General features: G+C 68.6%; 23 protein-coding genes. 8 read left to right on the forward strand and 15 right to left on the reverse strand.

Features of this window, described 5'->3' with window-relative positions; translation table 11 throughout:
* Positions 1-23: 23 nt before the first annotated feature.
* A complete protein-coding gene (locus ACZL02_RS00215; RefSeq protein WP_472938195.1) occupies positions 24-2,522 on the reverse strand; it encodes an acyl-CoA dehydrogenase in 2,499 nt (832 codons plus the stop codon).
* 187 nt (positions 2,523-2,709) lie between these two features.
* Positions 2,710-3,990: a phosphoribosylamine--glycine ligase gene (purD, locus tag ACZL02_RS00220; RefSeq protein ID WP_472938196.1), complete on the reverse strand. Its 1,281-nt coding sequence runs from the start codon at positions 3,988-3,990 to the stop codon at positions 2,710-2,712.
* Positions 3,991-4,116: 126 nt separating this feature from the next.
* Between purD and ubiA the strand changes: the two genes are divergently transcribed.
* Positions 4,117-5,115, forward strand: a complete 999-nt coding sequence (gene ubiA / locus ACZL02_RS00225) for a 4-hydroxybenzoate octaprenyltransferase (RefSeq protein WP_472938197.1) — start codon at positions 4,117-4,119, stop codon at positions 5,113-5,115.
* A gap of 131 nt (positions 5,116-5,246) precedes the next feature.
* Here ubiA and ACZL02_RS00230 read toward each other — a convergent pair whose 3' ends face one another.
* The 7 genes from ACZL02_RS00230 to ypfJ all read right to left on the reverse strand — a co-directional run bounded on the left by ACZL02_RS00230 (position 5,247) and on the right by ypfJ (position 14,465).
* Positions 5,247-5,828: a DUF6101 family protein gene (locus tag ACZL02_RS00230; protein WP_472938198.1), complete on the reverse strand. Its 582-nt coding sequence runs from the start codon at positions 5,826-5,828 to the stop codon at positions 5,247-5,249.
* A 177-nt stretch (positions 5,829-6,005) separates the two neighbouring features.
* Positions 6,006-7,427 carry an FAD-binding oxidoreductase gene (locus ACZL02_RS00235; protein ID WP_472938199.1) on the reverse strand — a complete coding sequence of 474 codons (1,422 nt, stop codon included), beginning with the start codon at positions 7,425-7,427 and terminating at the stop codon, positions 6,006-6,008.
* A gap of 94 nt (positions 7,428-7,521) precedes the next feature.
* Positions 7,522-8,487 carry an L-threonylcarbamoyladenylate synthase gene (locus ACZL02_RS00240; protein ID WP_472938200.1) on the reverse strand — a complete coding sequence of 322 codons (966 nt, stop codon included), beginning with the start codon at positions 8,485-8,487 and terminating at the stop codon, positions 7,522-7,524.
* 390 nt (positions 8,488-8,877) lie between these two features.
* Positions 8,878-10,374 (reverse strand): glycoside hydrolase family 25 protein, encoded by a 1,497-nt coding sequence (locus tag ACZL02_RS00245; RefSeq protein ID WP_472938201.1) that lies wholly within the window; start codon positions 10,372-10,374, stop codon positions 8,878-8,880.
* A gap of 345 nt (positions 10,375-10,719) precedes the next feature.
* Positions 10,720-12,888: a glycine--tRNA ligase subunit beta gene (gene glyS, locus ACZL02_RS00250; protein ID WP_472938202.1), complete on the reverse strand. Its 2,169-nt coding sequence runs from the start codon at positions 12,886-12,888 to the stop codon at positions 10,720-10,722.
* Positions 12,889-12,933: 45 nt separating this feature from the next.
* Positions 12,934-13,368, reverse strand: a complete 435-nt coding sequence (locus tag ACZL02_RS00255; protein ID WP_472938203.1) for an endonuclease domain-containing protein — start codon at positions 13,366-13,368, stop codon at positions 12,934-12,936.
* Positions 13,369-13,568: 200 nt separating this feature from the next.
* Positions 13,569-14,465 carry a KPN_02809 family neutral zinc metallopeptidase gene (ypfJ, locus tag ACZL02_RS00260; RefSeq protein ID WP_472938204.1) on the reverse strand — a complete coding sequence of 299 codons (897 nt, stop codon included), beginning with the start codon at positions 14,463-14,465 and terminating at the stop codon, positions 13,569-13,571.
* A 207-nt stretch (positions 14,466-14,672) separates the two neighbouring features.
* Between ypfJ and ACZL02_RS00265 the strand changes: the two genes are divergently transcribed.
* Together ACZL02_RS00265 and ACZL02_RS00270 are read left to right on the forward strand one after the other, a co-directional pair.
* On the forward strand, positions 14,673-14,891 hold the full coding sequence (locus ACZL02_RS00265) for a DUF433 domain-containing protein (RefSeq protein WP_496258367.1): 219 nt from the start codon (positions 14,673-14,675) through the stop codon (positions 14,889-14,891).
* A gap of 13 nt (positions 14,892-14,904) precedes the next feature.
* Positions 14,905-15,222 carry a DUF5615 family PIN-like protein gene (locus tag ACZL02_RS00270; RefSeq protein WP_472938206.1) on the forward strand — a complete coding sequence of 106 codons (318 nt, stop codon included), beginning with the start codon at positions 14,905-14,907 and terminating at the stop codon, positions 15,220-15,222.
* On the opposite strand, the gene ACZL02_RS00275 is transcribed toward ACZL02_RS00270, so the two are convergent.
* The 5 genes from ACZL02_RS00275 to ACZL02_RS00295 all read right to left on the reverse strand — a co-directional run bounded on the left by ACZL02_RS00275 (position 15,223) and on the right by ACZL02_RS00295 (position 19,030).
* Positions 15,223-16,188 (reverse strand): glycine--tRNA ligase subunit alpha, encoded by a 966-nt coding sequence (locus tag ACZL02_RS00275; protein ID WP_472938207.1) that lies wholly within the window; start codon positions 16,186-16,188, stop codon positions 15,223-15,225.
* A gap of 156 nt (positions 16,189-16,344) precedes the next feature.
* A complete protein-coding gene (locus ACZL02_RS00280; RefSeq protein WP_472938208.1) occupies positions 16,345-16,539 on the reverse strand; it encodes a hypothetical protein in 195 nt (64 codons plus the stop codon).
* A gap of 91 nt (positions 16,540-16,630) precedes the next feature.
* Positions 16,631-17,497, reverse strand: a complete 867-nt coding sequence (locus tag ACZL02_RS00285) for a S49 family peptidase (protein WP_472938209.1) — start codon at positions 17,495-17,497, stop codon at positions 16,631-16,633.
* A gap of 407 nt (positions 17,498-17,904) precedes the next feature.
* Positions 17,905-18,825, reverse strand: a complete 921-nt coding sequence (locus ACZL02_RS00290; protein ID WP_472938210.1) for a tRNA1(Val) (adenine(37)-N6)-methyltransferase — start codon at positions 18,823-18,825, stop codon at positions 17,905-17,907.
* Positions 18,809-19,030, reverse strand: a complete 222-nt coding sequence (locus ACZL02_RS00295; protein ID WP_472938211.1) for a putative signal transducing protein — start codon at positions 19,028-19,030, stop codon at positions 18,809-18,811. The genes ACZL02_RS00290 and ACZL02_RS00295 overlap by 17 nt, the downstream gene beginning before the upstream one ends.
* Positions 19,031-19,291: 261 nt before the next feature.
* Between ACZL02_RS00295 and ACZL02_RS00300 the strand changes: the two genes are divergently transcribed.
* The 4 genes from ACZL02_RS00300 to moaB all read left to right on the forward strand — a co-directional run bounded on the left by ACZL02_RS00300 (position 19,292) and on the right by moaB (position 23,996).
* Positions 19,292-20,317 carry a polyprenyl synthetase family protein gene (locus ACZL02_RS00300; protein WP_472938212.1) on the forward strand — a complete coding sequence of 342 codons (1,026 nt, stop codon included), beginning with the start codon at positions 19,292-19,294 and terminating at the stop codon, positions 20,315-20,317.
* A gap of 231 nt (positions 20,318-20,548) precedes the next feature.
* Positions 20,549-22,522: a tetratricopeptide repeat protein gene (locus tag ACZL02_RS00305; protein WP_472938213.1), complete on the forward strand. Its 1,974-nt coding sequence runs from the start codon at positions 20,549-20,551 to the stop codon at positions 22,520-22,522.
* A gap of 5 nt (positions 22,523-22,527) precedes the next feature.
* Complete coding sequence (locus ACZL02_RS00310) at positions 22,528-23,448, forward strand: 4-(cytidine 5'-diphospho)-2-C-methyl-D-erythritol kinase (RefSeq protein ID WP_472938214.1); 921 nt, start codon at positions 22,528-22,530, stop codon at positions 23,446-23,448.
* Positions 23,445-23,996: a molybdenum cofactor biosynthesis protein B gene (gene moaB, locus ACZL02_RS00315; protein ID WP_472938215.1), complete on the forward strand. Its 552-nt coding sequence runs from the start codon at positions 23,445-23,447 to the stop codon at positions 23,994-23,996. Before ACZL02_RS00310 ends, moaB begins: the two co-directional genes overlap by 4 nt.
* A 112-nt stretch (positions 23,997-24,108) precedes the next feature.
* Here moaB and ACZL02_RS00320 read toward each other — a convergent pair whose 3' ends face one another.
* Complete coding sequence (locus ACZL02_RS00320; protein ID WP_472938216.1) at positions 24,109-24,642, reverse strand: glycosyltransferase family protein; 534 nt, start codon at positions 24,640-24,642, stop codon at positions 24,109-24,111.
* Positions 24,643-24,762: 120 nt separating this feature from the next.
* On the opposite strand from ACZL02_RS00320, the gene ACZL02_RS00325 reads away from it, so the two are divergent.
* Positions 24,763-25,920 carry a PA0069 family radical SAM protein gene (locus ACZL02_RS00325; RefSeq protein WP_472938217.1) on the forward strand — a complete coding sequence of 386 codons (1,158 nt, stop codon included), beginning with the start codon at positions 24,763-24,765 and terminating at the stop codon, positions 25,918-25,920.
* The last annotated feature ends 101 nt before the right edge of the window (positions 25,921-26,021 follow it).

Genomic DNA, 26,021 nt, shown 5'->3' on the forward strand with positions numbered 1-26,021 from the left:
CGGCCGTGATGCTCTGGTCCCGATTATTCGGCCGCGGGCTTGCGGGGCCGACGGACGCGTGGCTTCGCCGGCGCAACAGCCTCAGGCGGGGCTGCCAGGTCGTCCTCGACCTCGACCGCCTCGACGCTGCGCTCCGGCGTTTCTCCGGTCCCGCTGGTGGCGCTGAGCGTCGTCGCCTCGCTAAGCTGTGCCGCCTCCGCCGGCTGGGTCGTCTCGGGGAACGACCGCGGCGGCGCGTCCTCATGCAGAGCGGCGTGCGCCGGCTCGCCCGCAGGCGGGGGAGCCTCCGCCGACGGGCGGTCGTGCTGGGCGGCGATCGGCGACACCTCGGCCATCGGAAAACTGTCGACGGCGACGACCCCGGCGACCGCGGCGCGCGCCGCGGTCCACTGGTCGAACTCGGCGGCGGTGATGACGCCCTGGTCCAGCGCCTTCTGGGGATCGCGGATCCCCGCCTCGCGCAGCTTGCGGTCGATCGGCGCCGCCTCGGCGACCAGCTCGAAGGCCGCCTCGAGCGCGGCCACGGGATGATCGGGCCGCCCCTCGCCAAGGTAGAGATCGGGCGTCAGCCGATCGCGCTGGGTGGAAGGGCGCATCAGGATCTGCGCGACCTCGGTGACCAGCTCGTCCGAGGGCATCGGCAGCGGGATGGCGAAGGGGAAGGCGACGACGCGCGTCAGCACCGCGGCCCAGCGGGCGGGCAGGTTGTCGAGCACGCCATTGAAGGCGACCCCGATCCGGAAGAAGCCCTTCTGCATGACGTATTCGACCAAAGGCCGGTCGGCCTCGGGACGGCCCTCGGTCTCGAAGCGCTTCAGCGCGGCGCCGAGCAGGTACATCTCGGACAGGATGTCGCCGAGCCGGGCGGAGAGCAGCTCCCTTCGCTTCAGGCTGCCGCCGAGCGTCAGCAGTGCGAGGTCGGACAGCATCGAGAAGGCCGAGGCGTAGCGCGACAGCTGGCGCCAGTGGCTGGTGAAGGCGACGCCGACCGGCGCATGTGCCGCCAGCCCGCCGGTCCAGCCGTGCAGCAGCGAGCGGAAGGTGTTGGTGAGGGCATGGCGGGCATGCGCCCAGAAATGCGTGTCGAAACTCTGGAGCCCGGCTGCCTTGTCGGGATCGGCCAGCGCCAGCATTTCCTTGAGGAGATAGGGATGTGCGCGGATGGCGCCCTGGCCGAAGATCATCAGGCTGCGGGTGAGGATGTTGGCGCCCTCGACGGTGATGCCGATCGGCAGCGACTTGTACTGGCTGCCGAGATAATTGCCCGGCCCGTCCATGATCGCCTTGCCGCCGTGCACGTCCATCGCGCGCTCGACGGATTCGCGGGCGCGGTAGGTGGCGTGCGCCTTCATGATGGCCGAGACCACCGAGGGTCTATGTCCCTCGTCGAGCGCGGCGACCGTCAGCCGGCGCGCGGCGTCGATCTGGTAGGCGTTGGCGGCAAGGTCGGCCAGCGGCTCCTGGATGCCCTCGAACTGGCCGATCGGCAGGTTGAACTGCTGGCGAATGCGGGCATAGGCGCCGGTGACGCGGGCGCAGTAGGCGGCCGCGGCGGCGGCCTGCGAGGGCAGCGAGACCGAGCGGCCGGCGGCGAGCGCGGTCATCAGCATGGTCCAGCCCTGGCCGATCTGCGCCGCGCCGCCGATCACCGCGTCCATCGGGATGAACACGTCCTCGCCCGTCAGCGGGCCGTTCTGGAAGAAGGTGAACTGCGGGATGTGGCGATCGCCGGTGGTGACGCCCGCGGTGTCGGTCGGGATCAGCGCGACGGTGATGCCGAGCGCCTCGCCGCGGCCGAGGAGGTTGTCCGGATCCGACAGCTTGAAGGCAAGGCCCATGACCGTCGCGACCGGGCCGAGGGTGATGTAGCGCTTGGCGAAGTTGAGGCGGATGCCGAGGACCTGGCGCCCCTCGTGCTCGCCGTGGCAGACGATGCCGTGGTCGGTCATCGAGGCAGCATCCGAGCCGGCCTCCGCCGAGGTCAGGCCGAAACACGGGATCTCGCGTCCGTCGGCAAGGCGTGGCAGCCAATAATCGCGCTGCGCGTCGGTGCCGAAGTGGAGCATCAGCTCGCCCGGTCCGAGCGAGTTCGGCACCATTACCGTGACGCCGGCGACGACGCTCGCCGACGACACCTTGCGCACGACTTCCGAGTGGGCGGTGTGCGAGAAGCCGAGGCCGCCATACTCCTTGGGGATGATCATCCCGAAGAACTTCTCCTGGCGCAGGAAGTCCCAGACCTCCTTCGGCAGGTCGCGGTCTTCCCAGACCAGCTTCCACTCGTCGATCATCGCGCAGAGCTGGTTGACCGGGCCGTCCATAAAAGCCTGTTCGTCCGGCGAGAGCCGCGAGGGCGGCATGTCGATCAGCATTTGCCAGTCCGGGCTGCCGGTGAACAGCTCGCCGTCCCACCAGACCGTGCCGGCGGCGATCGCCTCCCGCTCGGTGGCCGAGATCGCCGGCAGCACGCCCTTGGCCCAGCTGAAGATCGGCTTGGTGATCCGGTCCCTGCGAAACGACATGGCATCCTCCCTCGAAGTGTTCCTTGCCGGAGAACTTAACGCAGTGGACGGGAAAGTCGCGTATCGGGCATGGCTGCAACTTCACCGACAATCATTCACGGCGCAAGCACGGCACCCGGCGGCGGCAGCGCCGGCCGGGGCGTCGGTGTCAAGCCTGCCGTTTCCAGGCGCCCGGCCGCGCTGTCGGTCAACCTTCCACGGACGCCTCTTCGCGGGCGATGGCGTGGTGGCCGATGTCGGTGCGCCAGAAACCCTCCGGCCAGTCGATCTCGGCGACCGCGGCATAGGCCTTCACGGCAGCTTCTCCGACGCTCGGGGCCGAAGCGGTGACGCCGAGGACGCGGCCGCCCTCGGCGAGCAGCCGGTCGCCGTCGCGCCGGGTGCCGGCGTGGAAGACGATGGCCCGGTCGTCGTCCTCGGGCAGCGCACGGATCTCGCTGCCCTTGGCATAGGCGCCGGGATAGCCCTTTGCGACGACGACGACGCAGAGCGCCGGATTGTCGCGCCAGACCGGCGCGCAGCCGGACAGATCGCCCCGCGCCGACTGCATCAGGATCGGCAGGAGGTCGCTCTCGAGCCGCAGCATCAGAACCTGGCACTCGGGATCGCCGAAGCGGGCATTGTACTCGATGAGTTTCGGCCCGGCGGCGGTGAGCATCAACCCGGCATAGAGCACGCCGGAGAACGGCGTACCGGCCTCGCTGAGGCCCTCAAGCGTCGGGCGGATGATCTCGGCCATCACCTGCTCGGTCAGTTCAGGCGTCATCACCGGCGCCGGCGAATAGGCGCCCATGCCGCCGGTGTTGGGGCCCTGGTCGCCGTCGAAGGCGCGCTTGTGGTCCTGCGCGGTGCCGAACAGCACGGCGCGCGTCCCGTCGGCGAGGCAGAAGAGGCTGGCCTCCTCGCCGGTCATGCACTCCTCGACCACCACCTCGACACCCTCCGCCGCGCCGGCGAAGCAGTCCTCCACCGCCGCGAGCGCGGCCTCGACCGTCTCGGCGACGGTGACGCCCTTGCCGGCGGCGAGCCCGTCCGCCTTGACGACGATCGGCGCACCGGCCGCGCGGACGTAGGCTTTGGCGCTCTCGGCATCGGAGAATCGCTGGTAGGCCGCGGTCGGGATCGACATGCGGGTGCAGAGGTCCTTGGTAAAACCCTTCGAGCCCTCAAGCTGGGCGGCGGCCGCGGTCGGGCCAAACACGAGGATGCCGGCGGCCGTCAGCGCATCGGCGATGCCGGCGACGAGCGGCGCTTCGGGGCCGACGACGACGAGATCGATGCCCTTCTCGCGGCAGAAGGCGGTGACGGCGGCGTGGTCCGTGATGTCCAGCGGGACGATTTTCGCATGGGCGGCGATGCCGGGATTGCCGGGCGCGGCGTAGAACGCGCCGATCTCGGGTGACTGCGCGAGTTTCCACGCCAGCGCGTGTTCGCGGCCGCCGGAGCCGATGAGGAGGAGATTGGTCATGGAAGGGGCCCGTCTTTCATCGCCGAAAGGCCGATTACGGGCGAGCAAGGCGCAAGGTCAAGGTCGCGATGGCGCTTCCAACGGGAAACATCTTGACGAAAGAGGCTTTCGGCGCACTCTCCGGCCATGTCGAATCTCAGAGATCCCGTTGCGTCTGCCCCGCCCGAGCACCGGGTTGCCGACGCGCCGTCCGACAATTTCGTCTACCGCCTGCTGCCGCAAGGCGCCTGGCCCTATGCGCAGCTGGCGCGCTGGGACCGGCCGATCGGCTGGCAGTTGCTGCTTTGGCCGTGCTGGTGGTCGGCAGCGCTCGCCCCGCAGGCGATGGCCGCCGGCGCGGTGACGACCGGCCTGCCGAGCCTCTGGCACCTCGCGCTGTTTCTGATCGGCGCCATCGCGATGCGCGGTGCGGGCTGCAGCTACAACGACCTCGTCGACCAGAAGATCGACGCCAAGGTCGCGCGCACGCGCTCGCGGCCGCTGCCGTCGGGCCGCGTCACCCGCCGCCAGGCCAAGCTCTTCGTCGTCGTGCAGGCGCTTGTCGGCCTCGCCGTCCTCGTGCAGTTCAACCTTTTCGCCATCTGCCTCGGCATCGCCTCGCTCGGCGTCGTCGCGGTCTATCCGTTCCTGAAGCGGGTCACCGACTGGCCGCAGCTCGGCCTCGGCCTCGCCTTCTCCTGGGGCGCACTGATGGGCTGGGCCGCGTATTGGGGATCGCTCGGGCCGGCGCCGCTGCTGCTGTTCGCCGGCAGCGTGCTGTGGACCATCGGCTACGACACGATCTATGCGCACCAGGACAAGGAAGACGACGCGCTGGTCGGCGTGCGATCGACGGCGCGGCTCTTCGGCCGGCACACACGGCGGGCGCTGGCCTGGCTCTATGGCGGCACGCTGGTCTGCTTCGCCGCGGCCTACTGGCTGACCGGGCCGGATGTCGGGCCGACCTGGCCGGCCTTCGCCGCCCTCGCGATCGGCGCCGGGCAGATGTTCTGGCAGATCCGCACCCTCGACATCGACGATCCCGACCAGTGCCTGGTGCTGTTCAAGTCGAACACCTCGTTTGGCTGGATCGTCTTCGCCGGGCTGATCGCCTCGGCGCTCTGGGCGCTGGCGTTTCCCGGCTGAAGCCGCATCGACGCAGAAAGTCTCAAGCAGAAGATCTGGCGCGGAAAGTCTCAAACAGAAAGCCTGAAGCATAAAGGCCGGCGCATCCAGGGATGCGCCGGCCTTTGTTGATCGATGAACGCCTGCGTGCGTCAGGTCCGCGCGATGATCTCTTCGCCGGAGATGACCATGCGCATGCCGAGGCCGCCGGGCTTGCGCCGGGCGAGGAAGCGCGGGCGCCGGTTGCGGTGCGGGCTCGACGAACGGCGGCGCGGCGCGGCGGCCGAGGCGCGGATGGCGCCGAGCGTCTCCTCCAGCGGCCGGACGCTGCCGTCCGACTCCACCATCAGCATCGGCAGGTTGAACAGCTCGGCCCAGCCGCGCCAGTCGGCGGCGACGTCGAACAGGTCGCTGGCGACCAGCAGCGGCACGGAGAACTTCGGGTCCTCGTGGTAGAGCTCGAGGGTGACGGTCACCTCGCCGGCGCCGTCCTCCATCGCGCGGGCGGCGATGCCCTTGAAGGCGCGGGCCGGCAGCGCGATCGACATCGGCACGCCCGACATCTCCAGCTTGCGGCTGATCACCGCGCCGCGGTGGTCGACGCGGTAGCTGACGCGCTCGCCGTGATCGAGCATTTCGAAGGTCTGCTTGCGATCGGCCGCAGCAGGATCGAGCCGGATCGGAACATTCGCCCATTCGGGTTTCAGGGATGCTGAAGTGGAAGCCATGTTCATCTTGGACGCCTCTATGCCTCGCCTGAGAGCCGATCGCTCGGTCTCCCGGTATGGCCGATGTCTCCCGGCCTTTGATGACTTGAAGCTACAGCCGGCATCTTGAGGTCAGCCTAAGAAAGTCAGTTAAGTGATCCTGACTATCCACAGGGTTACTGAGTCGAAAAACTGAATAGAATTTTAAACGACTTTTCCCGGATTCAGCAAATGGAAAGGATCGAAGGTCCGTTTTAGATCGCGCATCAGCTTCATTTCCACAGCATCCTTGGTGCGGGCGAGTTCATCGCGTTTCAATTGGCCGATACCGTGCTCGGCCGAGAAGCTGCCGTCGAGGCTGGCGACGATGCCGTGGACGATCTGGTTGAGCTCGGTCCAGCGGGCGAGGAAGCCGGCCTTGTCGGCGCCGACGGGCTGCGAGACGTTGTAGTGGATGTTGCCGTCGCCGAGATGGCCGAAGGCGACGACCCGCGCGCCTGGGATGGCGGCGAGGACGGCGGCATCGGCGGTGGCCAGGAACTCCGGCACGCGGGCGATGGGCACGGAGACGTCGTGCTTGATCGAGCCGCCTTCCGGCTTCTGCGCCCAGCTCATTTCCTCGCGCATGGTCCAGAACGCCTTGGCGTCGGAGAGCGACTGGGCGATCGCCGCATCGTCGATGGTGCCGTCCTCGAACGCCGTGCCGAGAATTTCCTCCATCGTGTTGCGTGCATCCTCGGCCGAGCGCGAGGAGGAGATTTCGATCAGCACGTACCAGGCGTGCGCCGAGGTCAGCGGGTCGCGGGCGCCCTGCGTGTGACGCAAGGTGAACTCCATGCCGCGGCGGCCCATCAGCTCGAAGGCTGTGAGCTGCGCGCCGGCCTGGTCCTGCGCCAGCGTCAGAAGCTTCAAAGCGTCCTCCGGTGAGGCGAGGCCGACATAGGCGACCTCGCGCCCGGCAGGCTTGGGGTACAGCCTCAGGACGGCGGCGGTGATCACCGCGAGCGTGCCCTCGGCGCCGATCAGAAGGTCCTTCCAGTCGTAGCCGCGGTTGTCCTTCTTCAGCCGGCGCAGGCCGTGCATGATCTCCCCCGACGGCAGCACCGCCTCGAGGCCGAGGCAGAGCTCGCGGGCGTTGCCATAGGCGATGACGCCGGTGCCGCCGGCATTGGAGGAGAGATTGCCGCCGATCTGGCACGAGCCCTCCGACCCCAGCGACAGCGGGAAGAGGAGGCCTGCCTCATCCGCCGCCGCCTGTGCCGTCGCCAGCACGACGCCGGCCTCGACCGTCAGCGTGCGGCCGACGGGGTCGAGCGCACGGATGCGGTTGAGGCGCGACAGCGACAGCACGACCTCGGCCGCCGAGCGCGGCGACTGGCCGCCGACGAGCCCGGTATTGCCGCCTTGCGGCACGATCGGCGTGCGGATCTCGGTGGCGAGCGCCATGATTGCCGCGACCTCGGCGGTGGAGCCGGGGCGCAGCACCAGCTGCGTCTTGCCGTGGAAGAGGTCGCGCGGCTCGGCGAGGAACGGGGCGATCAGGTCGGGCGAGCGCAGCGCATTGGCCTCGCCGACGAGCGCGGTGAAGCGGGCAAGCGAATCAGCGGAAAGCGGGGGATGATCCATCGGGGAACGATAGCCACGCCTGATCCCCGCGTCGAGCGGATGCGCCTTGCCTGCTGGGCGCGGATGCGCCTTGCCTGCTGCGCGCGGATGCGCCTTACCCGCGGGGTGCGGCGGCGCGCGAGAGTCGGTCGTTGATCGCTTCGCCAAGGCCCTCGGCCGGGATCGGCACGACGGCGATGCTGGCAATGTCCGGCCGGTCGAGCGCGCTGAGGGCGGCAAACAGGTTGGCGGCGGCCTCCCGAAGATCGCCGGACGGGCTGAGGTTGATGGTGCCCGCCGCCTGCTCCTCGCCGGGGAGGCGCGTCGGACCGAAAGCGATCAGCCATTCGCCGGGCAGGACAGAGCGCGCATCCAGCCGGACCCGGCCCGCGGGCGCGTAGTGCGAGGCGAGTTGTCCGGGCGCCTCGATGCCGGCATCCGGACCCGGCCTGAACAGCGGCAAGCCGATGCGGGCGGCGATCTCGGCGGCGGGAATGCCGCCGGCCCGCAACAAAGCGATGCAGTCGCCCATCGGCTTGACGATGGTGGATTCCAGCCCGACGGCCGACGGGCCGCCATCGACGATGAGGTCGACGCGCTCGCCGAGGCTGGCCGCGACATGGTCGGCGGTGGTCGGGCTAACGCGGCCGGAGCGGTTGGCGCTGGGTGCGGCCACCGGCGCGCCGAGCGCGGCGATGATCGAGCGGGCGATGCCGTGCGGCATCCGCAGCGCGATGGTGGACAGGCCGCCGCCGACCAGCGGATGGATGTCGGCGCTGTCGCGCAAGGGGAGGACGATGGTCAGCGGCCCTGGCCAGAAGGCCTCCGCCAGCTGCCGCGCGAGCGGATCGAACATGGCCGTCGCCTCGGCCATCGCCATGTCCGAGACATGCGCGATCAGCGGATTGAAGCGGGGCCGGCCTTTTGCTGCGAAGATGCCGGCAACGCCCGTGCCGTTGGTGGCATCGGCGCCGAGGCCGTAGACGGTCTCCGTCGGGATCGCCACGAGTCCGCCGGCCCGCAGAACTTCTGCGGCAAGAAAAATACTGTCATCGGAGCGTGAGGATATTCGCCGGGTCATGTCTGGTCTTCTGCCGGTAAACCGCTGCAAAAGCAAAAAAGAGCAGCGGCCCGAGGGGGAGGGCGGCTGCTCTTTCTATTGCAGATCCGGCGGGGGGACCGGACGCTGTCTCAGATCCGGCGGGGGGACCGGATGGTCTAAAAACGCCGGGGCTTGGCGACATCGATCGGGAAGGGGGCCGGATCGTCGTCTGGGGTGCCAAGTGTTCGTGTGGCGTTGCCAGAATAAGCGCAAAGTCGGTTATCGGTTCCGGGTTAAGTAAAAAATCTCTGAATTTTTGCGTTCGCCCGTCGAATTATTTTTCAGAAGGCGGCCGCATCGCCGTTTCGCGGGTGGCCAGCAAGGGTGGGAATGCCAGGCAAATGGCATCTCCCCTCGGGCCGAGACGGGCTAGCGCGTGGCGACGAAGGCGTTGGCGACCCTTTCGGCCGCGGCGATGACGCCCTGGCTGCCGACGGCGGGAAGCCGTGGGCCGCGGACGCCGGTGCTCGCGTCGTCCTTGACCCTGTCGGCCATGTAGGCGGCCTTCTCGGCCTCCGCGGCACGGCGGAAGCCGTTGGCGGAGATCTGCAGCCAGCGCCGCAGGCGTGCCTTCTCGGCGGCATCGAGCGGATCGCGTGCACCGACGGTGGCCGGCGGCAGGTCGGGGCCGAACACCTCGCGGGCGCCGCCCGTCAGTCCGTCGAGCGGGCCGAGCGCGGCAACCTGGACCGGGCCGCCGGCATGCAGGATCTTCGGTGCCGGCTGCAAGGCGGCGGCGTCGACCTTGCGGGCCGCGGCCTTCTCGGCCTCGGCGGTCGCGGTGATCAGCTGCAGCGGATCGATATGCGCGGCCGGATGCTCGGCTGCGCCGTAGGCGGCGAGAAGCGTCGCATCCCGGTCGGGCGAGGCGGTCTCGGCCGGCGGGGCGACGGTCCGTGCGACCACGGCCGGGGTCTCGGCGGGCCGGCGGTTCTCGGCGAACCGGACGAGGTCCTGCGACAGCGCGGCGAAGACCGATCCGGCCTTGCTGGTCAGGCCCTTGAGGCTGGCAACGAGGCTCGGTGCGGCCGGCGCGTCGAGCGGCTTGATCAGGTTCTTGAACGGCCAGGCGGCACGCAGGCCGGCGACGTCGTAGGAGGAGACGTTGACGTCGATGTCGTGCTTGGCGCCCTTGACGCGGTAGGGGCAGCTGCGCGGCGAGCAGTTGTGCATCGAGGAGAACTGCCAGAGCGCGTAGCTCGGCCATGTCGTCTCGGGGAACAGCCCGGTGATGTCGTCGCGGTAGCGGGCGTACCAGAGCGGCAGGCGCGACAGCAGCGGATAGGTCCCGCGGTAGTCGGAGATCCACTTGGCGGTGGAGCCATTGGTGTAGAGGACGGGGTAGCGGCCGGTGCGGATCTTGACCTGGTCGGCGAAGATCTCGGCATCGGCAAGGCTCATCCACTCGTCGGTGTTGTCCTCGATGTCGATGGCGATGAGGTCGTCGGCCTCCGGCTCGGCGAAATCGATGAAGTGGTCGGCCTGGGCGCGCGGATTGCCGGGGCGGGCGAGGTGGTAGGCGCCCCATTTCAGACCCAGCGTCTTCGCCATGGTCCGCCGGGTCATGTAGAGTTCCTTGGTGACGGAATACTTCCACCAGCGGTTTTTGCAGAGCAGTTCGTCGTCGCCGGTCTTGCCGCTGCAGTTCCATTCCGGCGGCATGCCGTCGGAGGCCTTGTTGATGAAGCCGGCGATGCGCTTGTCCTCCGCCAGTTCCTTCCAGTCGATCGGGTTGAACTCGTAGGCATCGACGACGAGCGCGCGATCCTCCGCCTTCCACGGCTTGTTCCAGGCGGCGCCAGCGGTGTCCGTGAACACGGCGACGAGCGTCAAGGCTGCCACGAAAGCGGCGCGCAAGTTCTGCATCCAGAAATTCCCCTTCGCAGCCACCCCGCCCCCAAGCGGTTTCGGGGACCTTCCCCAGCAGCTACAAAGACTTGTGTGCCTGACCAATCAGGCCTGTTCCGGGCACGAGCGGTAAAACCAGATTACCGGATGAAATATCTCGTGATAAATGGGTGCCAATTCATGGTTAAGGGTCTGTTTCCGCTGCCTTAGCGCCACCTTGCGCGAAACTGTCGCCGCCGCGAAAGGCCCGGTCGCAACCCTATGAAAGAACCGCAAGCGGCTTTTCCCGAACGCAAAAACGGCAGCCTCCGACATAACTCGGGGCTGCCGTTCCGCTGAAAGTGCGAGGTGTCGCGTCGGTCGTCAGCCGGCGATGCGGGCGAAGTCGGCGACCTTGCGGGTGGCCAGCCGGATGCGGGCGAGCAGCGCCAGCCGGTTGGCGCGCACCGCCGCGTCGTCGGCATTGACCAGCACCTTCTCGAAGAAGCCGTCGACCGGGCCGCGCAAGCCGGCCAGCGCCGTCATCGCGCCCGCATAGTTTTCACTCGCAACCGCCGTGGAGACGTCGGCATCGGCGGTGGCGATCGCCGTGGCCAGCGCCTGTTCCTCGGGCTCGGCCAGCAGGGCGGGATCGACCGCGTCGGCGATGCGCGTGCCCTTCTTCTCCTCGGCGGCGAGGATGTTGGCGGCGCGGCGGGTGCCGGCGAGGAGGTTCTTGCCGTCCTCGGTGGCGAGGAAGGCGCCCAGCGCCTCGACGCGGCGGGCGATGTCGAGGAGATCGGAGTTCGACGAGCTGCCGATCTCCACCTCTTGAGGGGAGATCGAAGCGTCGGCGTCGCGCGCATCCGACAGCACGGCGTCGACGAGATCATGCCGCGCGCCCTGGTCGCGGAGCTGGACCTTCAGGCGGTCGTGGAAGAACGAGACGAGGTCGGCGTCATCGACGATGTCGCCAAGCCGCAGCTCCAGCGAGCGGTCGAGCACGATCCGGATCACGCCCAGCGCCGCGCGCCGCAGCGCGTACGGGTCCTTCGACCCCGTCGGCTTCTCGTCGATCGCCCAGAACCCGACCAGCGTATCCAGCTTGTCGGCGAGCGCCACGGCGATCGCCACCGGATCGGTCGGCACGGCATCGGACGGGCCTTGCGGCTTGTAGTGTTCCTCGATCGCCGCCTGCACGGAGGCGTGCTCGCCCTGCAGGCCGGCGTAATAGCGGCCCATCAGGCCCTGCAGTTCGGGGAACTCGCCGACCGCCTCGCTGGTGAGGTCGGCCTTGGCGAGAAGGGCGGCGCGCTTGGCCAGAGCCGGGTCGGCGCCGACCATCGGGGCGATCCGTTCAGCCAAGACGGCGATGCGCTGGACGCGGGCGCCTTGTGTGCCGAGCTTGGCGTGGAAGGTGACGCCGAGCGCGTCGAGCTTGGCCATCCGCTGGTCGAGCGGCTTCGACAGGTCGAGGCCGAGCTTTTCGGCGGAGGCGGCAAGGCCCGCCTGGTCGGGGAGGTCGCCCTGGTCGGTCTGCCAGAAGTAGAGCGCGTCTGACAGGCGCGCGCGCACCACCTTGCCATTGCCGCGGGCGATCTCGGCGCCGCCGTCGGAGGCTTCGATGTTGGCGACGAGGATGAACTTGTTCGACAGGCCCTCGCCGCCGACCGTGCGGGTGACGAAGCACTTCTGGTTGGTCTTGATGGTGAGGCGCACGACCTCGGGCGGGATCGCGAGGAAGGCCTCTTCGAACGTGCCCATCAGCGTCACCGGCCATTCGACGAGGCCGGAGACCTCCTCGAGCAGCGCCTCGTCCGGCACCACTTCGAGGCCGATGGCGAAGGCAAGATTCTCGGCGTCGGTCTTGATGATCTGCTGGCGGCGCTCGGCGTCGAGGACGACGTAGGCCTTTTCCAGGCTCGTCACGTAGTCGTCGAAGCGGCGCACCCGGATCGCGTCCGGCGCGTGGAAGCGGTGGCCGTAGGTGAGGTTGCCCGAGCGGATGCCCGACACCTCGAAGTCGACGATTTCCGGTTCGGAGGTCTCGGGGCCGAACATGCAGAGGATCGACTGCAGCGGGCGGACCCAGCGAAGCGAGCCCGGCGCGGCCGAAGCCTTGCCCCAGCGCATCGACTTCGGCCAGGGAAACTCGCGGATGATGGCGGGCATCAGCTCGGCGACGATCTCCTCGGTGGGGCGGCCGGGCTTCCTCAGATGCGCGACGTAGAAATCGCCCTTCTTTGGGTCGCTGTGGACGTGCGCCTCTTCGATCGACGACAGTCCGGCGCCCTTCAGAAAGCCCTCGATCGCCTTGGCCGGCGCGTCGGTGCGCGGTCCCTTTCGGTCCTCGACGGTGTCCTTGGAGCGGGCGTCGACGCCGCGGATGTCGAGCGTCAGCCGGCGGGGCGTCCAGTATTCGCGCGCGCCCTCATAGGTGAGGCCGGCGGCGACGAGGCCATCGGTGACGAGCTTCTTCAGATCTCCCGCGGCCTTGCGCTGCATGCGGGCGGGAATTTCCTCGGAGCGCAGTTCGATCAGCAGGTCGGGCATCGGTCTCTCCACCCTCCGGGGAGGGGTTTCGGCCGGCGGTCGGCCTTATCGTTTCGGTCGCGGGCGGCGCTTGCCCGGCGGCGGCGCCAGGGCAGGCTCGTCGCGGCGCGGCAAGCCCTGCCGCTCTTCGACCACGGCGCGGATGGTGTCAAGAACGGCGGCGGCATCGGTGCGGACGGTGGCATTGGCGAAGCGCAGCACACGATAACCCTCGGCGGCGAGCCAGGCGTCGCGGGCTGCGTCCTTGGCAAGCTGTACCGGTGTGCGGTGCTGGTCGCCATCCAGCTCGACGATGAGGCCGAGGGGATGGGAGACGAAGTCGCAGAGATAGGGGCCGATGGTGACCTGGCGGCGGAAATGCCGGCCTTTGCCGGGGATCGCCTGAAGGTCGGGCCAGAGCGCTTGCTCCAGCGGGGTGGAGGTCGCCTGCACGGCGCGGCGGTCGCGCTGGGCTTTCAGCTGCAGCCGGCTCAGCGCCATGGGGTGAGGGCGGTGGTAGTTAGGGAAGGAAGGTCGCGGGTGGAACACCCCCCTCTGCCTACCGGCATCTCCCCCTCAAGGGGGGAGATCGGCTTGCCGCCGGCGGCCGAGTAAGTGATCTCCCCCCTTGAGGGGGAGATGGCCGGCAGGCCAGAGGGGGGCGAGCGCCGCCGACCTGCCAGTCCCGCCCGCCTCATGCTCTACAGGTTGCCCTTGGACGTATCACAAGCGGCGATGCTGCCTTGCTCGTAACCGCGCTTGAACCAGCTCTGGCGCTGCGCCGAGGTGCCGTGGTTGAAGCTGTCGGGCACGACGTAGCCCTGGCTTTCCTTCTGCAGCGTGTCGTCGCCGATCTGCTGGGCGGCGTTCAGGGCTTCGTCGATGTCGCCCGCCTCGATGTAGCCGGCGCCTTGCGTGTCGTGCGCCCAGATGCCGGCATAGCAATCCGCCTGCAGCTCGATGCGCACCGACATGGCGTTGGCATCGGTCGCGCTGGCGTTCTGCCGGGCGCGGTCGAAGGCCGGCAGGATGCCGGTGATGTTCTGCACGTGATGTCCGACCTCGTGCGCGATGACATAGGCTTGCGCGAAATCACCGGGCGAATTCAGCTGGCCTTGCAGCTGCCGAAAGAAGCCGAGGTCGAGGTAGAGCTTCTGGTCGTTCGGGCAGTAGAATGGGCCGCTGGCCGAGCTCGCGCTGCCGCAGGCCGAAGCGACCGAATTGTTGAAAAGAACGAGCGTCGGCTTCGGATACTGCTGGCCGGCATCGGCGAAACGCTTCGTCCAGACGTCCTCGGTGTCGGCGAGCACCGTCGCGACGAAATCACCGGTGGTGTCGGAGGTGCCGTTGACGCCCGGCCCGTTGGCGGTCTGGGTCTGCGTCTGCTGCTGGCCGCCGTCCATGCCGAACAGGAACATCGGGTTGACGCCGAAGCCGAACCAGAGGACGCCGGCGATGACGATCAGCCCGATGATCCCGATGCCGCCGCCGCGCCCGGCCCGCATCGGCACGCGCATGCCGCCGCCACCGAAACCGCCGCCGCCATCGCCGCGGCGATCCTCGATGTTGTCGCTCTGCCGCCGACCTGTCCAACGCATGGATGCTCACTCCTGACTTCTTGCGAAACACAAATGGGTGAGCGCGGCGGAAAGGAAATCGTTCCGAGAGCGAAACAGACGAAAATTACGCTGTATGCCGCGGTCTCGCTGGGCCAGCCTTGCGACCGGCCACACAAAGCGTAAGCTTTGCGACGAGAGTTAAGCAGCTGTAGCCGTTGGAGAGGACTTGGCGTGGACGATGGCTTGGTGAGATCGCACATCGTTACCGACCCGGAAATCTGCAGCGGCCGACCGACCATCCGCAACACGCGCATGCGGGTCGCCGATATTCTCGATCTGCTGGCTGCCGGTGCAGATCGTGCAGAAATCCTTGCCGACTACGACTACCTCTCCGACGAGGATATCAGTGCCGCTCTCGCTTATGCCGCGCGGGCGACGGAGCACCGCATCGTGACGGCCCTCTAGAATGCGCTTTCTGGTGGATGCCCAGCTTCCACCGGCATTGGCCACCTATCTCCGATCCGTCGGCCATGACGCCGAGCATGTGCAGCGGATTGGGCTGGGTGCCGCATCCGATCGCGACATCAGGCATCGCGCCGCCGCGATGCGGGCCGTGTTGATCACCAAGGACGTCGATTTCATGAGCTTTCCCCCGGCCGGGGCTTTTCACCCGCCCGTCATCTGGGTGCGCCTTGGAAACGTCCGCAATGCCAGCTTGATGGCGGTGTTCGAGGGCGTTCTGCCGCAACTCGTCTCCGCGATCGAGGCGGGCGAGCCGCTGGTCGAAGTCCGCTGACTACGCTGCCTGGACCACCGGCGCGACATAGTCGAGCCCGCCGCCTTCGGTGGCCAGAAAGGCCTCGCCGCAGGCCTTTGCCAGGGTGCGGACGCGAAAGATGTAGCTCTGGCGTTCGGTGACGGAGATCACGCCGCGGGCGTCGAGGAGGTTGAAGACGTGGCTCGCCTTGATCGCCTGGTCGTAGGCCGGCTGGGCCATGCGGTGGCGGCGTTCGGCCTCGGCCTCGCCGGGGGCGCCGGCCTTCAGCAGAGCCTGGCACTCGGCTTCCGCCTCGTTGAAGTGGCGCAGCAGGACGGCGGTGTCGGCGTGCTCGAAATTGTAGCGGGAGTATTCCTGCTCGGCCTGCAGGAAGATGTCGCCATAGGTGACCTTCTCGTCGCCCTCGCGGCCGTTGAAGTTGAGGTCGTAGATGGAATCGACGTTCTGCACGTACATCGCCAGGCGCTCGAGTCCGTAGGTGAGTTCGCCCGCCACCGGCGCGCACTCGATGCCGCAGATCTGCTGGAAATAGGTAAACTGCGAGACTTCCATGCCGTCGCACCAGCATTCCCAGCCAAGGCCCCAGGCGCCGAGCGTCGGGCTCTCCCAGTCGTCCTCGACGAAGCGGATGTCATGCAGCGCGGTGTCGATGCCGATCGCTTTCAGCGAGCCGAGATAGAGCTCCTGCAGGTTCGGCGGGTTCGGCTTCAGGATGACCTGGTACTGGTAGTAGTGCTGCAGCCGGTTGGGGTTCTCGCCGTAGCGGCCGTCCTTCGGCCGGCGCGAGGGCTGGGCATAGGCGGCATTCCACGGTTTTGGCCCGAGCGCGCGCAGTGTGGTGCCGGGATGGAAGGTGCCGGCGCCGACCTCCATGTCGTAGGGCTGCAGGATGACGCAGCCATAGTCCGCCCAGTAGCGGTGCAGCGTCAGGATCAGCGCCTGGAAGGAGCGCTCGGGGCGCATGTGCAGCGGCAGGTCGGTCATGGCGGGCTCTCGCTGTCTGGCCCCGGCGTCCGCGGTCCCGGAGGATGCGGCGGGGGGAAGGTGCTGCGCGAGTGCCATGCGCCGGCCGCGAGCGTCAAGCGCTTCGGCATCGGAAGAGGCGGCGAACGGGACGCCAGCAAGTCCTGGCGGGACGGCTCAGTCGCGCTTGAGGCGGTAGATGCCGTCGGCGTCGCGCACCAGCGTGCCCTGGGCACCGCTCTGGCTTTCGGCCTCGGACCGCCGGTTGCGCTCGGTGACGCGCACGGCCTCGCGCTTCAATTGCTTGAACCCGTAGACGGCGGCGGCCCCGACGAGGCTGAGAAGGATGAATTGGGGCATCAGATCGACCATGGTGACGGGTCCGAAAACTATGAGCCGCGATGGGGCGCAAGTAAAGCGCCGGACAAAGGCGCCGGATGCGCCGGCGCCTTTGTCGGCAAGGTCAGAGGCCGTAGCGCGACCAGAGGCCGCGCTCCTCGGCCAGTGCGCCGAGCTCGGCAACGGCGCCGGCCCCGATGCGCGCAGGGTCGAGCCCGGTCGTGACGCCCGTCGCCGGCCGTCGTCCGAAGAGGCCACGGTTCTGGCTGACGAGCACCGGCTTCACCTTCTCGCCAAAGCGGGCACGGAGCACCGAGCGGAGGTCGCCGAGGCTGTCGACGAGGCCGAGCTCAAGCCCGCGCTTGCCCGACCAGAACAGGCCGGTGAAGAGGTCCGGGTGATCGGCGAGACGGCTGCCGCGGGCCGCCTTGACGAGGTCGATGAAGGTCTCGTGCACCTCCGCCTGCAGCGCCAGGAGATGGGCCACATCCTCCGGCCGCTCGGGCTTGAAGGGGTCGAGCGTCGCCTTGTTGGTGCCCGACGTGTGCACCCGGCGCTCGATCCCGAGCTTGTCCAGAAGGTCGACGAAGCCGAAGCCGCCGGAGACGACGCCGATCGAGCCGACGATCGATGAAGGGTCGGCGATGATCTCGTCGCCGGCGCAGGCGATCATGTAGCCCCCGGACGCCGCGACATCCTCGACGAACACCAGCACCTTCTTGTTCTTCTCGGCGGCAAGGTCGCGGATCCGCTTGTAGATCAGCCGCGACTGCACCGGCGAGCCGCCGGGCGAGTTGATGAGGATCGCCACCGCCGGCGCTTTCTTCATCGCGAAGGCTTTGTCCAGAAGGGCCGCGGTCGAGGCCAGCGACAGCGTCTGCCGCAGCGGCCCGGACCCCGCCATGATCGCGCCGCTGAGGCGGACGACCGGCACCGTCAGGGCATCCGACCGGAAGCGTTTCGGAAGATATTTCTGGAACGGGAACGCCACGCGGCTCAGCCTTTTCGTCGGAGATCAGGTCCCGCATGTAGGAAGCCGCGGGCGGCTTGGCAAAGGTGCGGGATGAAGGGGGTGATCTGGTGCCGGATGGACCGCTGTCGATTTGGATAGAGGTTCGGGGCGGGATGCCGATCCTGCAGCGGAATGGTGCGTCTGGGGCGATGGCATGGGTCCCCGCCCTGCGGGCGAGGATGACGACCGGAAAGGGGGACAACGCTTTCTGAAAGAGCCCGGAGGGTTGCGCCGACGCGATGGACCGCGATGCGCTGGACGCTTTGGAACGGCGCGACGCCCCTCCCGTCGTCATCCTCGCCCGCAGGGCGGGGACCCATGCCGAGACGGGGAAGAGGAGATGGCGGTGCCGGAGAAGTGTCGCTGAACGCGCATCTTAGGCCCGCTCAGGCGAGGCCGAGGTCGAGCCCGGCGGAGCCGTTGCCAATGCCGGCACCGATCTCGGTCAGGGCGCCGTCGTCGCCGTGCAGGACCACCGGCGGCAGCAGCGACAGCGGGGCGCGCGAGCCCTTGCGGGCGTGGACGAGGATGCGGTTGGCCGGGCGGTCGGCGCGGCTGTGGACCGGCAGGATGCGGACGTCGCCGAGCCGGTTCGGCACCACGGCAAGGATTTCCGGAAGGTTGACCGGCCGGGCGACCATGGCGAACAGGCCGCCGGTTTCGAGGAGAGCCGCGGCGACCCGGATCCAGGCGGTGAGAAAGCTGTCGTCTGGCATGCCGCGGGCGGTTTCCCGCAGGCCGTCGGGCGAGGCCCGCCCACTGGCCGGGTGGAAGGGCGGGTTGGTCAGAACGGTCGCGAAGGCGCCGTCGACGAGCCCCGCGGCAAGACGCGCCGCGCGCCCGCCGAGAAGGTCGGCCTCGGCGACGGCGAGGCGGGATGAGAACGCGGCGTTCTCGGCCAGCGCAAGCGAGCGCCGCGCCAGATCCGCCATGACCGGCTGATTCTCGACGAGGGTGAGGTCGAGGCGCACGCAGCGCAGCGCCGCGGCAAAGCCGGCGGTGCCGGCGCCGGCGCCGAGATCAGCGGCCTTGCCCGCGCGGTCCGGTGGCAGGCTCGCGGCCAGGAGCAGCGCGTCCAGCCCGGCGCGGAAGCCGAAGCCGGACGGCTGCAGCAGATGGAACCGGCCGGCGTAGAAAGCGTCGAGCGTGGTGTCCGCGGGGCGCCCGGGCGTTTCGGCCGCCGGCATCAGCATGGCAGAACTCGGGCTTTCCGGCCTCGCGCCAGCATTGTTGGCGCCGTCGGAAACGCCGGCTGGCGCACCTGCCGTTCCAGCCGGCGCACCCGCGGTTTCAGCGGGAGAGTTCATGGCCGAGATCGGCATCGCGAAGAAGCCGGCGGGCCTGGTCGACCTGTTCCTCGTCGATCATCACGCGCCGCGGCAGCGCGCCGATCGAGCCGTCGAGAATGCTCATTTGCTCGTCCGCGACGAAATGCTCGATCTCGGCATCCCGTAACAGGGACCCGACGAAGGAGATCATCACGGGGTCGTTGGACCGCATCAGTTCGATCATCCGCTGCTTTTCCCTGCCTCATCGCCTGCATCCGTCGACGCCCGGCTCTCCTGCCGGGTGCCGAGCCGCCGAAGCCGACGATATGGCATCCGGCACGCGCCTGCAGCAATCCCGAGCGCCGCTTTTCGGCCGGGCCCCGCGCTTTGCGGTGCGGCGTCGCAGCGTCGCAGCCTTTCCCTTGGCGGCGCAAACCCCATCTACCGGCTTGCCGGGCACGCCCGACCGTGTTTAGTCCTGCCGCAACCAACGGAGTGAACCCTCGTGAGTGTTGCCAGCCCCGCCCGGGAGACTTCTGACAAGGCGTCTGCCAGAGCATCGATCGATCCGATCGTCCAGCTGACCGCGCCCGACATGGGCAAGGTCAATACGCTGATCCTGTCGATGGCCGGGTCGAACGTCGCCCTGATTCCCGAGATCGCCGAGCATCTCATCTCGTCCGGCGGCAAGCGGCTTCGGCCGATGCTGACCATCGCCTCCGCGCTGGCCTACGGCTATCGCGGCGCCGACCACGTCAAGCTCGCCGCCAGCGTCGAGTTCATGCACACGGCGACGCTGCTGCACGACGACGTCGTCGACGAGAGCGACCTGCGCCGCGGCAAGCAGACGGCGCGGATGATCTGGGGCAACCAGGCGAGCGTCCTCGTCGGCGACTTCCTGCTCGGACAGGCCTTCAAGATGATGGTCGAGGTCGGCTCGCTCGACGCGCTCGACATTCTCTCGCGCGCCTCGGCGGTGATCGCCGAGGGCGAGGTCTGGCAGCTGTCGGCGGCCAAGAAGATGACGACGACGGAGGCCGATTACCTCCAGGTGATCGGCGCCAAGACCGCTGCGCTGTTCTCGGCCGCGACCGAGGTCGGCCCGGTGATCGCCGAGGCCGGACCGGAGGCGCGGGCATCCATGCGCGCCTACGGCCTCAACCTCGGCCTCGCCTTCCAGCTGTTCGACGACGTGCTCGACTATCGCGGCACGGCGAGCGCGCTCGGCAAGAACACCGGCGACGATTTCCGCGAGGGCAAGATCACGCTGCCGGTGATCCTCGCCTACGGTCAGGGCGACACGGCGGAGCAGGCCTTCTGGCGGGCCTCGATGGAGCAGGGCGTCAACGACGATACCGCGCTCGCCGAGGCCAAGCGGCTGCTCGACCGGCACGGCGCGATCGAGGCGACGATCCAGCGCGCCCGCGGCTTCGGCGAGATCGCCTATGCAGCCGCTGCCGCGCTGCCGCGCTCGCCGAGCCGGGATGCGCTGATCGACGTCGTGGAATTCTGCATCGACCGGGTCAACTGAAGCGGTTTTCCAGCGGGGAAGCGCCGCTGCGGCCGGTGATCAACGCAGACGTGCGCGCGGCCTGATCGGCCGGGTCTGGCGAAACGGTCGCAATATGGTCATTCTAGCAGAACAATGAGAGCAATGGCCGCGTCTTCGGCGTGGCGGGCCATTCGATCGAATCGCAGCAGGCGAGACCGGGGAGAACCCGGCAGCCGGCCAGACGATATCCGCCCATCAAAGGATTTCCTCGTGCAGCGTATTTCCCGGCTTGCCCTCGTCCTCGCGCTCAGCGCCGCCGCCGTGCCCGCCGCCCATGCCGCCGGCACCGAGCTGCCGAAGCCCGCAGCGATCGTGCAGCCGCCGCTGATCCAGTCGCTCTCCGGGGCCTATCTCGCGGCCAAGTCCGCGCAGATCGACGGCGATCTCAACGCCTCCACCGGCTATTTCGGCCAGGCGCTGGACCTCGATCCGACCTCGGAGATGCTGCAGCAGGAGGCGATGTTCGCCTTCCTCGCCGCCGGCCAGTTCCGCGAGGGCATCGATCTCGCCGCCAAGCTCCGCGATGCGCCCGATGCCGGCAAGGTGGCCCGCATCGCGCTCGGCGTCGACTTCCTGACGAAAAGCCAGTTCGAGCCGGCGATGGCCGAGTTCGACATCGTCAACCCGAGCGATCTCGATGCGCTGCTGCTCGGCCAGCTTTCGGCCTGGGCCGATGCCGGCAATCGGAAGGTCGACGATGCGCTGGCGCGGTTGAAGGAGCTGGATGGGGCCGAGTGGTACCCGATCTTCAACAACTACCAGTCCGGCCTGATCGCCAGCTTCGGCGGCAAGACCGACGCTGCCCGGACGTTCTTCGCCAAGGTGCTCGACGACAAGGCCAATGCGCAGACCTCGCCCGATGCCTATCTCGCCTCGGCCGAGGCCCTGGCGCGACTGGAGATCGGCGCCGGCAAGAAGGACGCGGCCCTCGCCGCGCTCGCCCGCGGTCTCGACCTTGCCGAGAACTACGACCCGCTGCTCGACCTGAAGGGCCGGATCGAGAAGGACGAGAAGATCGCACCGGCGATCGCCAGCGTTCAGCAAGGCGCGGCCGAGACGCTCTACATCCTCGGTCAGGCGATCAACCGCGGCGAAGGCCAGCAGGTGGCGATCCTCTATTTCCAGCTCGCACGGACGCTGGCGCCTAACAATCCGGGCCTCCTCACCGCTCTCGCCGGGATTGCCGAGCGCTCGAAGCGGCTCGACGACGCCATCGCCTTCTACCAGCAGATCCCGCAGGACTCGGCGTTCCGCCGCACGGCCGAGCTGCAGATCGGCCTCGACATGTTCACCGCCGAGCGCAAGGACGAGGCGAAGGCGCATCTGCGCCGCGCCGTCGAAACCTATCCCGACGACCTGCAGGCCTATCTGGCGCTCGCCGACGTCGTCGCCGCCGACAAGGATTATGGCGAGGCGGCGAAGGTGCTGGACAAGGCGGTGACGCTCGCCGTCGCGCGCAAGGAGGAGACCTGGAACCTCTACTACAAGCGCGGCATCGCCAACGAGAGGCTGAAGCAGTGGGACAAGGCCGAGCCGGACTTCAACAAGGCGCTGGAACTCTCGCCCAACCAGCCGCAGGTGCTGAACTATCTCGGCTATTCCTGGGTCGACATGAACCGCAACCTCGACAAGGGTCTCGGCATGATCAAGACCGCCGTCGATCTGAGGCCGAACGACGGCTACATCATCGATTCGCTCGGCTGGGCCTACTACCGGCTCGCCCGCTACGACGACGCCGTCGAGCAGCTGGAGCGGGCGGTGCTGATCACCCCGGTGGACCCGACCATCAACGACCACCTCGGCGATGCCTACTGGCGCGTCGGCCGCGAACGCGAGGCGCGCTTCCAGTGGGCCCGCGCCCTGGTCGGCGATCCGAAGCCCGAGCCGGAGGACGTCGCCAAGATCGAGGCGAAGATCAAGGACGGCCTGCCGGCTGACGACCGCAAGGCGGAAATGAACGCAAGCGGGCCGATGAAGGCGGAGCCGGCCAAAGCCGACGCCAAGGCCATGCCGGCGCCCGGCGCTGCACCGGCGCCCAGCGTCGCACCGGCGCCGAAGGCTGCACCGGCACCCGGCGCTGAGCCAGCTCCCGGCGCTACGCCGGCGCCCGGTGCTGCACCGGCGCCCGATGCCGTGCCAGCGCCCGGTGCCGTTCCGTCGCCCGCTGGCGCCACGCCGAACTGACAGGCATGACGCCGCCTTGCGTCCGCCTGTCCGGCCGCGGCCTGCCGGCGGCCGCCAAGATCAACCTCGCGCTGCACGTCACCGGGCAGCGCGCGGACGGCTACCACACCCTGTCGAGCCTCGTCGCCTTCGCCGAGATCGGCGACCGGCTTACCTTCGCCCCTGCCGACGTCGACAGCCTCGAGATCACCGGCCGCTATGCCGCAGCGCTAGGGGCGTTCCCGCCGCGCGATAATATCATCCTGAAGGCGCTCGCTTCCGCCCGCGCCGTTGCCGCCGAGGCGGGCGTCAGGCTCGACCCCGTCGCGGTTCACCTCGACAAGCAGCTGCCTGTCGCCTCCGGCATCGGCGGTGGCTCGGCGGATGCCGCCGCCGTGCTGGCGCTGGTGGCCTCGGCGGCTCCGGCTCTCCGCGAAGCGCTGCGGCGGGCGGCGCTGTCGCTCGGCGCCGACGTGCCGATGTGCCTCGACGGCGTCCCGGCGCACGTCGAAGGCGTCGGCGAGGTGGGGAGAGGGCTTGCGCAGTTCCCCGGCGTCGCCTGCGTCCTCGTCAATTCCGGCATTGCCGTCTCGACGCCCGACGTCTTCCGCGCCCTCAACTTTCGCGCCAACCCGCCACTGCCCCCGCTGCCGGAGGCCGGGTTTGCCGACCTCGCGGGGCTCGCCAGCTATCTCCGTGAAACCCGCAACGACCTCGAGCCGCCGGCGATGGCGCTGGTGCCGGTGATCGCGGAGGCCGCGGCGGCGCTGCGGCAGGCCGGGGCGGTTCTGCAGCGGATGTCCGGCTCCGGCGCGACGGTGTTCGGCTTGTTCGATACAGTGGCATCGGCGCAAGCGGCGGCTGATGCCATCGCCGCTGTCCAGCCGGACTGGTGGGTCGTGGCGACGCGGTTGAAGCCCGCAAGCCTTCAGGAGAGACCGAGATGACCGAGAGAGATTTCCTGCCGCTGTCGATCGCCGTGCTGACGGTTTCCGATACCCGCAGCCTTGCCGACGACAAGTCCGGCGCGACGCTCGCCGACCGGCTGACGGCCGCCGGACACCTTCTGGCGGACCGGAAGATCGTGCCGGATGACGTCGACGCCATCCGCGAGACGGTTCTCGCCTGGTCGAGGGACCCCGCCATCGACGTCGTCATCACCACCGGCGGTACCGGCTTCACCGGCCGCGACGTGACGCCGGAGGCGCTGGAGCCGATCTTCGAGAAGCGGATGGACGGGTTTTCGGCGATCTTCCACCGAGTCTCGTTCGAGAAGATCGGGGTTTCGACGATCCAGTCGCGGGCAACCGGTGGCGTCGTCAACGCGACCTTCGTCTTCGTGCTGCCGGGCTCGCCCGGTGCCTGCCGCGATGGCTGGGACCTGATCCTCGCCGCCCAGCTCGACTACCGGCACAAGCCCTGCAACTTCGTCGAGATCATGCCGCGCCTCGATGAGCACCTGCGCCGTGGCGCCGGCGGAGCCGCCGCTTCGTAGACCAGCGACGCGCCTTGCGGTTGGCTCAGCCATCGAGCAAAGATGATCGAGGTTTCGACACAGAGCCGCGAGTGCTGCTTCGACCGATCGAGGCTTTCCGGGGACGGAAGGCTTAGGAGTTGCGCGCGCGCTGTCGCGGCCGGATCGTCGCCTCCAGCGCCGATGTGGCGAGGCCCTGGCCGATATCTTCCAGCGTCGTGCTGCGGCTTGCGGGCCCGCGGGCTTGCGTCTTCGTCAGGAGGAGGCCCTCGACCAGCGCCGTGCGGCGGCCGGTGAAGCGGGCGAGAAAACTCTGGCGATCGCGCGGGGCGCGGGAGAAGCGGGCGGCACGCGGGGTCTTCGCCTGCAGCTCGACCTCGCCGATATGGGTGTTGACCGAGTCGATCCAGTCGAGCGACAGCCGGGAACCGGTCTCCAGCAGCAGCAGCCAGTCGCCCTTCGCCGCGCCGATAATGACCGGCAATGTCTCGCCCGAGACGATGCGGCAGCCCGCGTGGTCGGCGACCTTCCGCGTCGCGTCGTCGAGCCCGCGGTCGATCACCACCACCTCGCGCACGAGCCCCTCGACCGCCCCCGCGACGAGAGTGGAGAGCGTGAGGGCGAGCCCGTTTGGGTCTTCTGCGGCGTCGATGAGCACGGTGAGCATGTCACCGCTCTTAGCCGATCCGTTGCGCCCTCGCCAGCCTCGGTACATTTTGTTCTTGTAATGTTCTCATTGGAGTCTTAGGTTTTAGGTCACAGCGGAACGAACGCTCGGAAGGGTACCATGCAGGACGTCATCACCGCCGACCGCGCTGCCTTCGCCTCGCCCAACGGCGTCGACATCGCCAACCACATCATCGCCGAATCTGGGCTCCGCGTCGGCTTCGAGCGGCGGCGGGGTCGCGGCGCCGGGGTCAATCCGACCGGGCGCTTCGAGCCCTTCGCCCGCAGCGCCTACGACGACGGCTGGAACTCGCTGGAGGAACTGCCGGCGTTCAAGACCGACGTGCAGGTGGAAAAGCCGAAGACCATCATCACCCGCAACTCCTCGCCCGACATCTCGTTCGACCGCTCGATCAACCCCTATCGGGGGTGCGAGCACGGCTGCGTCTACTGTTTCGCCCGGCCGACGCACGCCTATATGGGCATGTCCCCGGGTCTGGATTTCGAGTCCAAGCTCTTTGCCAAGCCGAACGCCGCCGATTTGCTGGAGCGCGAACTGGCCAAGCCCGGCTATGAGCCCCGCTCGATCGCCATCGGCACGAACACCGATCCTTACCAGCCGATCGAGAAAAGCTGGAAGATCATGCGCGAGGTGCTGGAGGTGCTGGAGGCGGCGAACCATCCGGTCGGCATCGTCACCAAGTCGTCGCTGGTCACCCGCGACATCGACATCCTCTCCCGCATGGCCGCCAAGGGCCTCGCCCGGGTGGCGCTGTCGATCACCACGCTCGACCGCACGCTGGCGCGGGCCATGGAGCCGCGGGCGGCAACGCCGGCGAAGCGGCTGGAGGCGGTGAAGGCGCTGAGCGAGGCGGGCATCCCGACCATGGTGATGACGGCGCCGATCATTCCGGGCCTTACCGACCACGAGATCGAGCGCTTGCTTGATGCTGCCGTCACCGCCGGGGCGAAGCACGTCGGCTACGTCCTCCTGCGCCTGCCGCTGGAGGTCAGCCCAATCTTTAAGGACTGGCTGCTGACGCACTATCCCGACCGCTACCGGCATGTCCTTTCGCTGCTGCGCTCGATGCGCGACGGCAAGGACTACGATGCCGAGTGGGGCAAGCGGCTGAAGGGCACCGGACCCTACGCCTTCCAGATCAAGCGGCGGTTCGAGATCGCGGTCAAGCGGCTCGGGTTGAACGAGACCCGGCCGAAGCTGCGCACCGACCTCTTTACCCCGCCGCGGCAGGCCGGCGTGCAGCTGTCGCTGCTGTAAAGCCTCGCGGCGCCATCGCCTGGGCGTTGGCGCCGCCAGAATAACCCTGCGACGTCCCGAGGGGGCGAGGCAGGGCTGCGAGATCGCCGGTCGTCCCCTTG

The sequence above is a fragment of the Mesocryomonas fontinalis genome (assembly GCF_055730125.2).

Excerpts from the sequence above, each read along its gene's own strand:
- ACZL02_RS00215 (WP_472938195.1), bottom strand. The coding sequence starts at position 2,522 with ATGTCGTTTCGCAGGGACCGGATCACCAAGCCGATCTTCAGCTGGGCC.
- purD (WP_472938196.1), bottom strand. The coding sequence starts at position 3,990 with ATGACCAATCTCCTCCTCATCGGCTCCGGCGGCCGCGAACACGCGCTG.
- ubiA (WP_472938197.1), top strand. The coding sequence starts at position 4,117 with ATGTCGAATCTCAGAGATCCCGTTGCGTCTGCCCCGCCCGAGCACCGG.
- ACZL02_RS00230 (WP_472938198.1), bottom strand. The coding sequence starts at position 5,828 with ATGAACATGGCTTCCACTTCAGCATCCCTGAAACCCGAATGGGCGAAT.
- ACZL02_RS00235 (WP_472938199.1), bottom strand. The coding sequence starts at position 7,427 with ATGGATCATCCCCCGCTTTCCGCTGATTCGCTTGCCCGCTTCACCGCG.
- ACZL02_RS00240 (WP_472938200.1), bottom strand. The coding sequence starts at position 8,487 with ATGACCCGGCGAATATCCTCACGCTCCGATGACAGTATTTTTCTTGCC.
- ACZL02_RS00245 (WP_472938201.1), bottom strand. The coding sequence starts at position 10,374 with ATGCAGAACTTGCGCGCCGCTTTCGTGGCAGCCTTGACGCTCGTCGCC.
- glyS (WP_472938202.1), bottom strand. The coding sequence starts at position 12,888 with ATGCCCGACCTGCTGATCGAACTGCGCTCCGAGGAAATTCCCGCCCGC.
- ACZL02_RS00255 (WP_472938203.1), bottom strand. The coding sequence starts at position 13,368 with ATGGCGCTGAGCCGGCTGCAGCTGAAAGCCCAGCGCGACCGCCGCGCC.
- ypfJ (WP_472938204.1), bottom strand. The coding sequence starts at position 14,465 with ATGCGTTGGACAGGTCGGCGGCAGAGCGACAACATCGAGGATCGCCGC.
- ACZL02_RS00275 (WP_472938207.1), bottom strand. The coding sequence starts at position 16,188 with ATGACCGACCTGCCGCTGCACATGCGCCCCGAGCGCTCCTTCCAGGCG.
- ACZL02_RS00280 (WP_472938208.1), bottom strand. The coding sequence starts at position 16,539 with ATGGTCGATCTGATGCCCCAATTCATCCTTCTCAGCCTCGTCGGGGCC.
- ACZL02_RS00290 (WP_472938210.1), bottom strand. The coding sequence starts at position 18,825 with ATGAACTCTCCCGCTGAAACCGCGGGTGCGCCGGCTGGAACGGCAGGT.
- ACZL02_RS00295 (WP_472938211.1), bottom strand. The coding sequence starts at position 19,030 with ATGATCGAACTGATGCGGTCCAACGACCCCGTGATGATCTCCTTCGTC.
- ACZL02_RS00310 (WP_472938214.1), top strand. The coding sequence starts at position 22,528 with ATGACGCCGCCTTGCGTCCGCCTGTCCGGCCGCGGCCTGCCGGCGGCC.
- moaB (WP_472938215.1), top strand. The coding sequence starts at position 23,445 with ATGACCGAGAGAGATTTCCTGCCGCTGTCGATCGCCGTGCTGACGGTT.
- ACZL02_RS00320 (WP_472938216.1), bottom strand. The coding sequence starts at position 24,642 with ATGCTCACCGTGCTCATCGACGCCGCAGAAGACCCAAACGGGCTCGCC.
- ACZL02_RS00325 (WP_472938217.1), top strand. The coding sequence starts at position 24,763 with ATGCAGGACGTCATCACCGCCGACCGCGCTGCCTTCGCCTCGCCCAAC.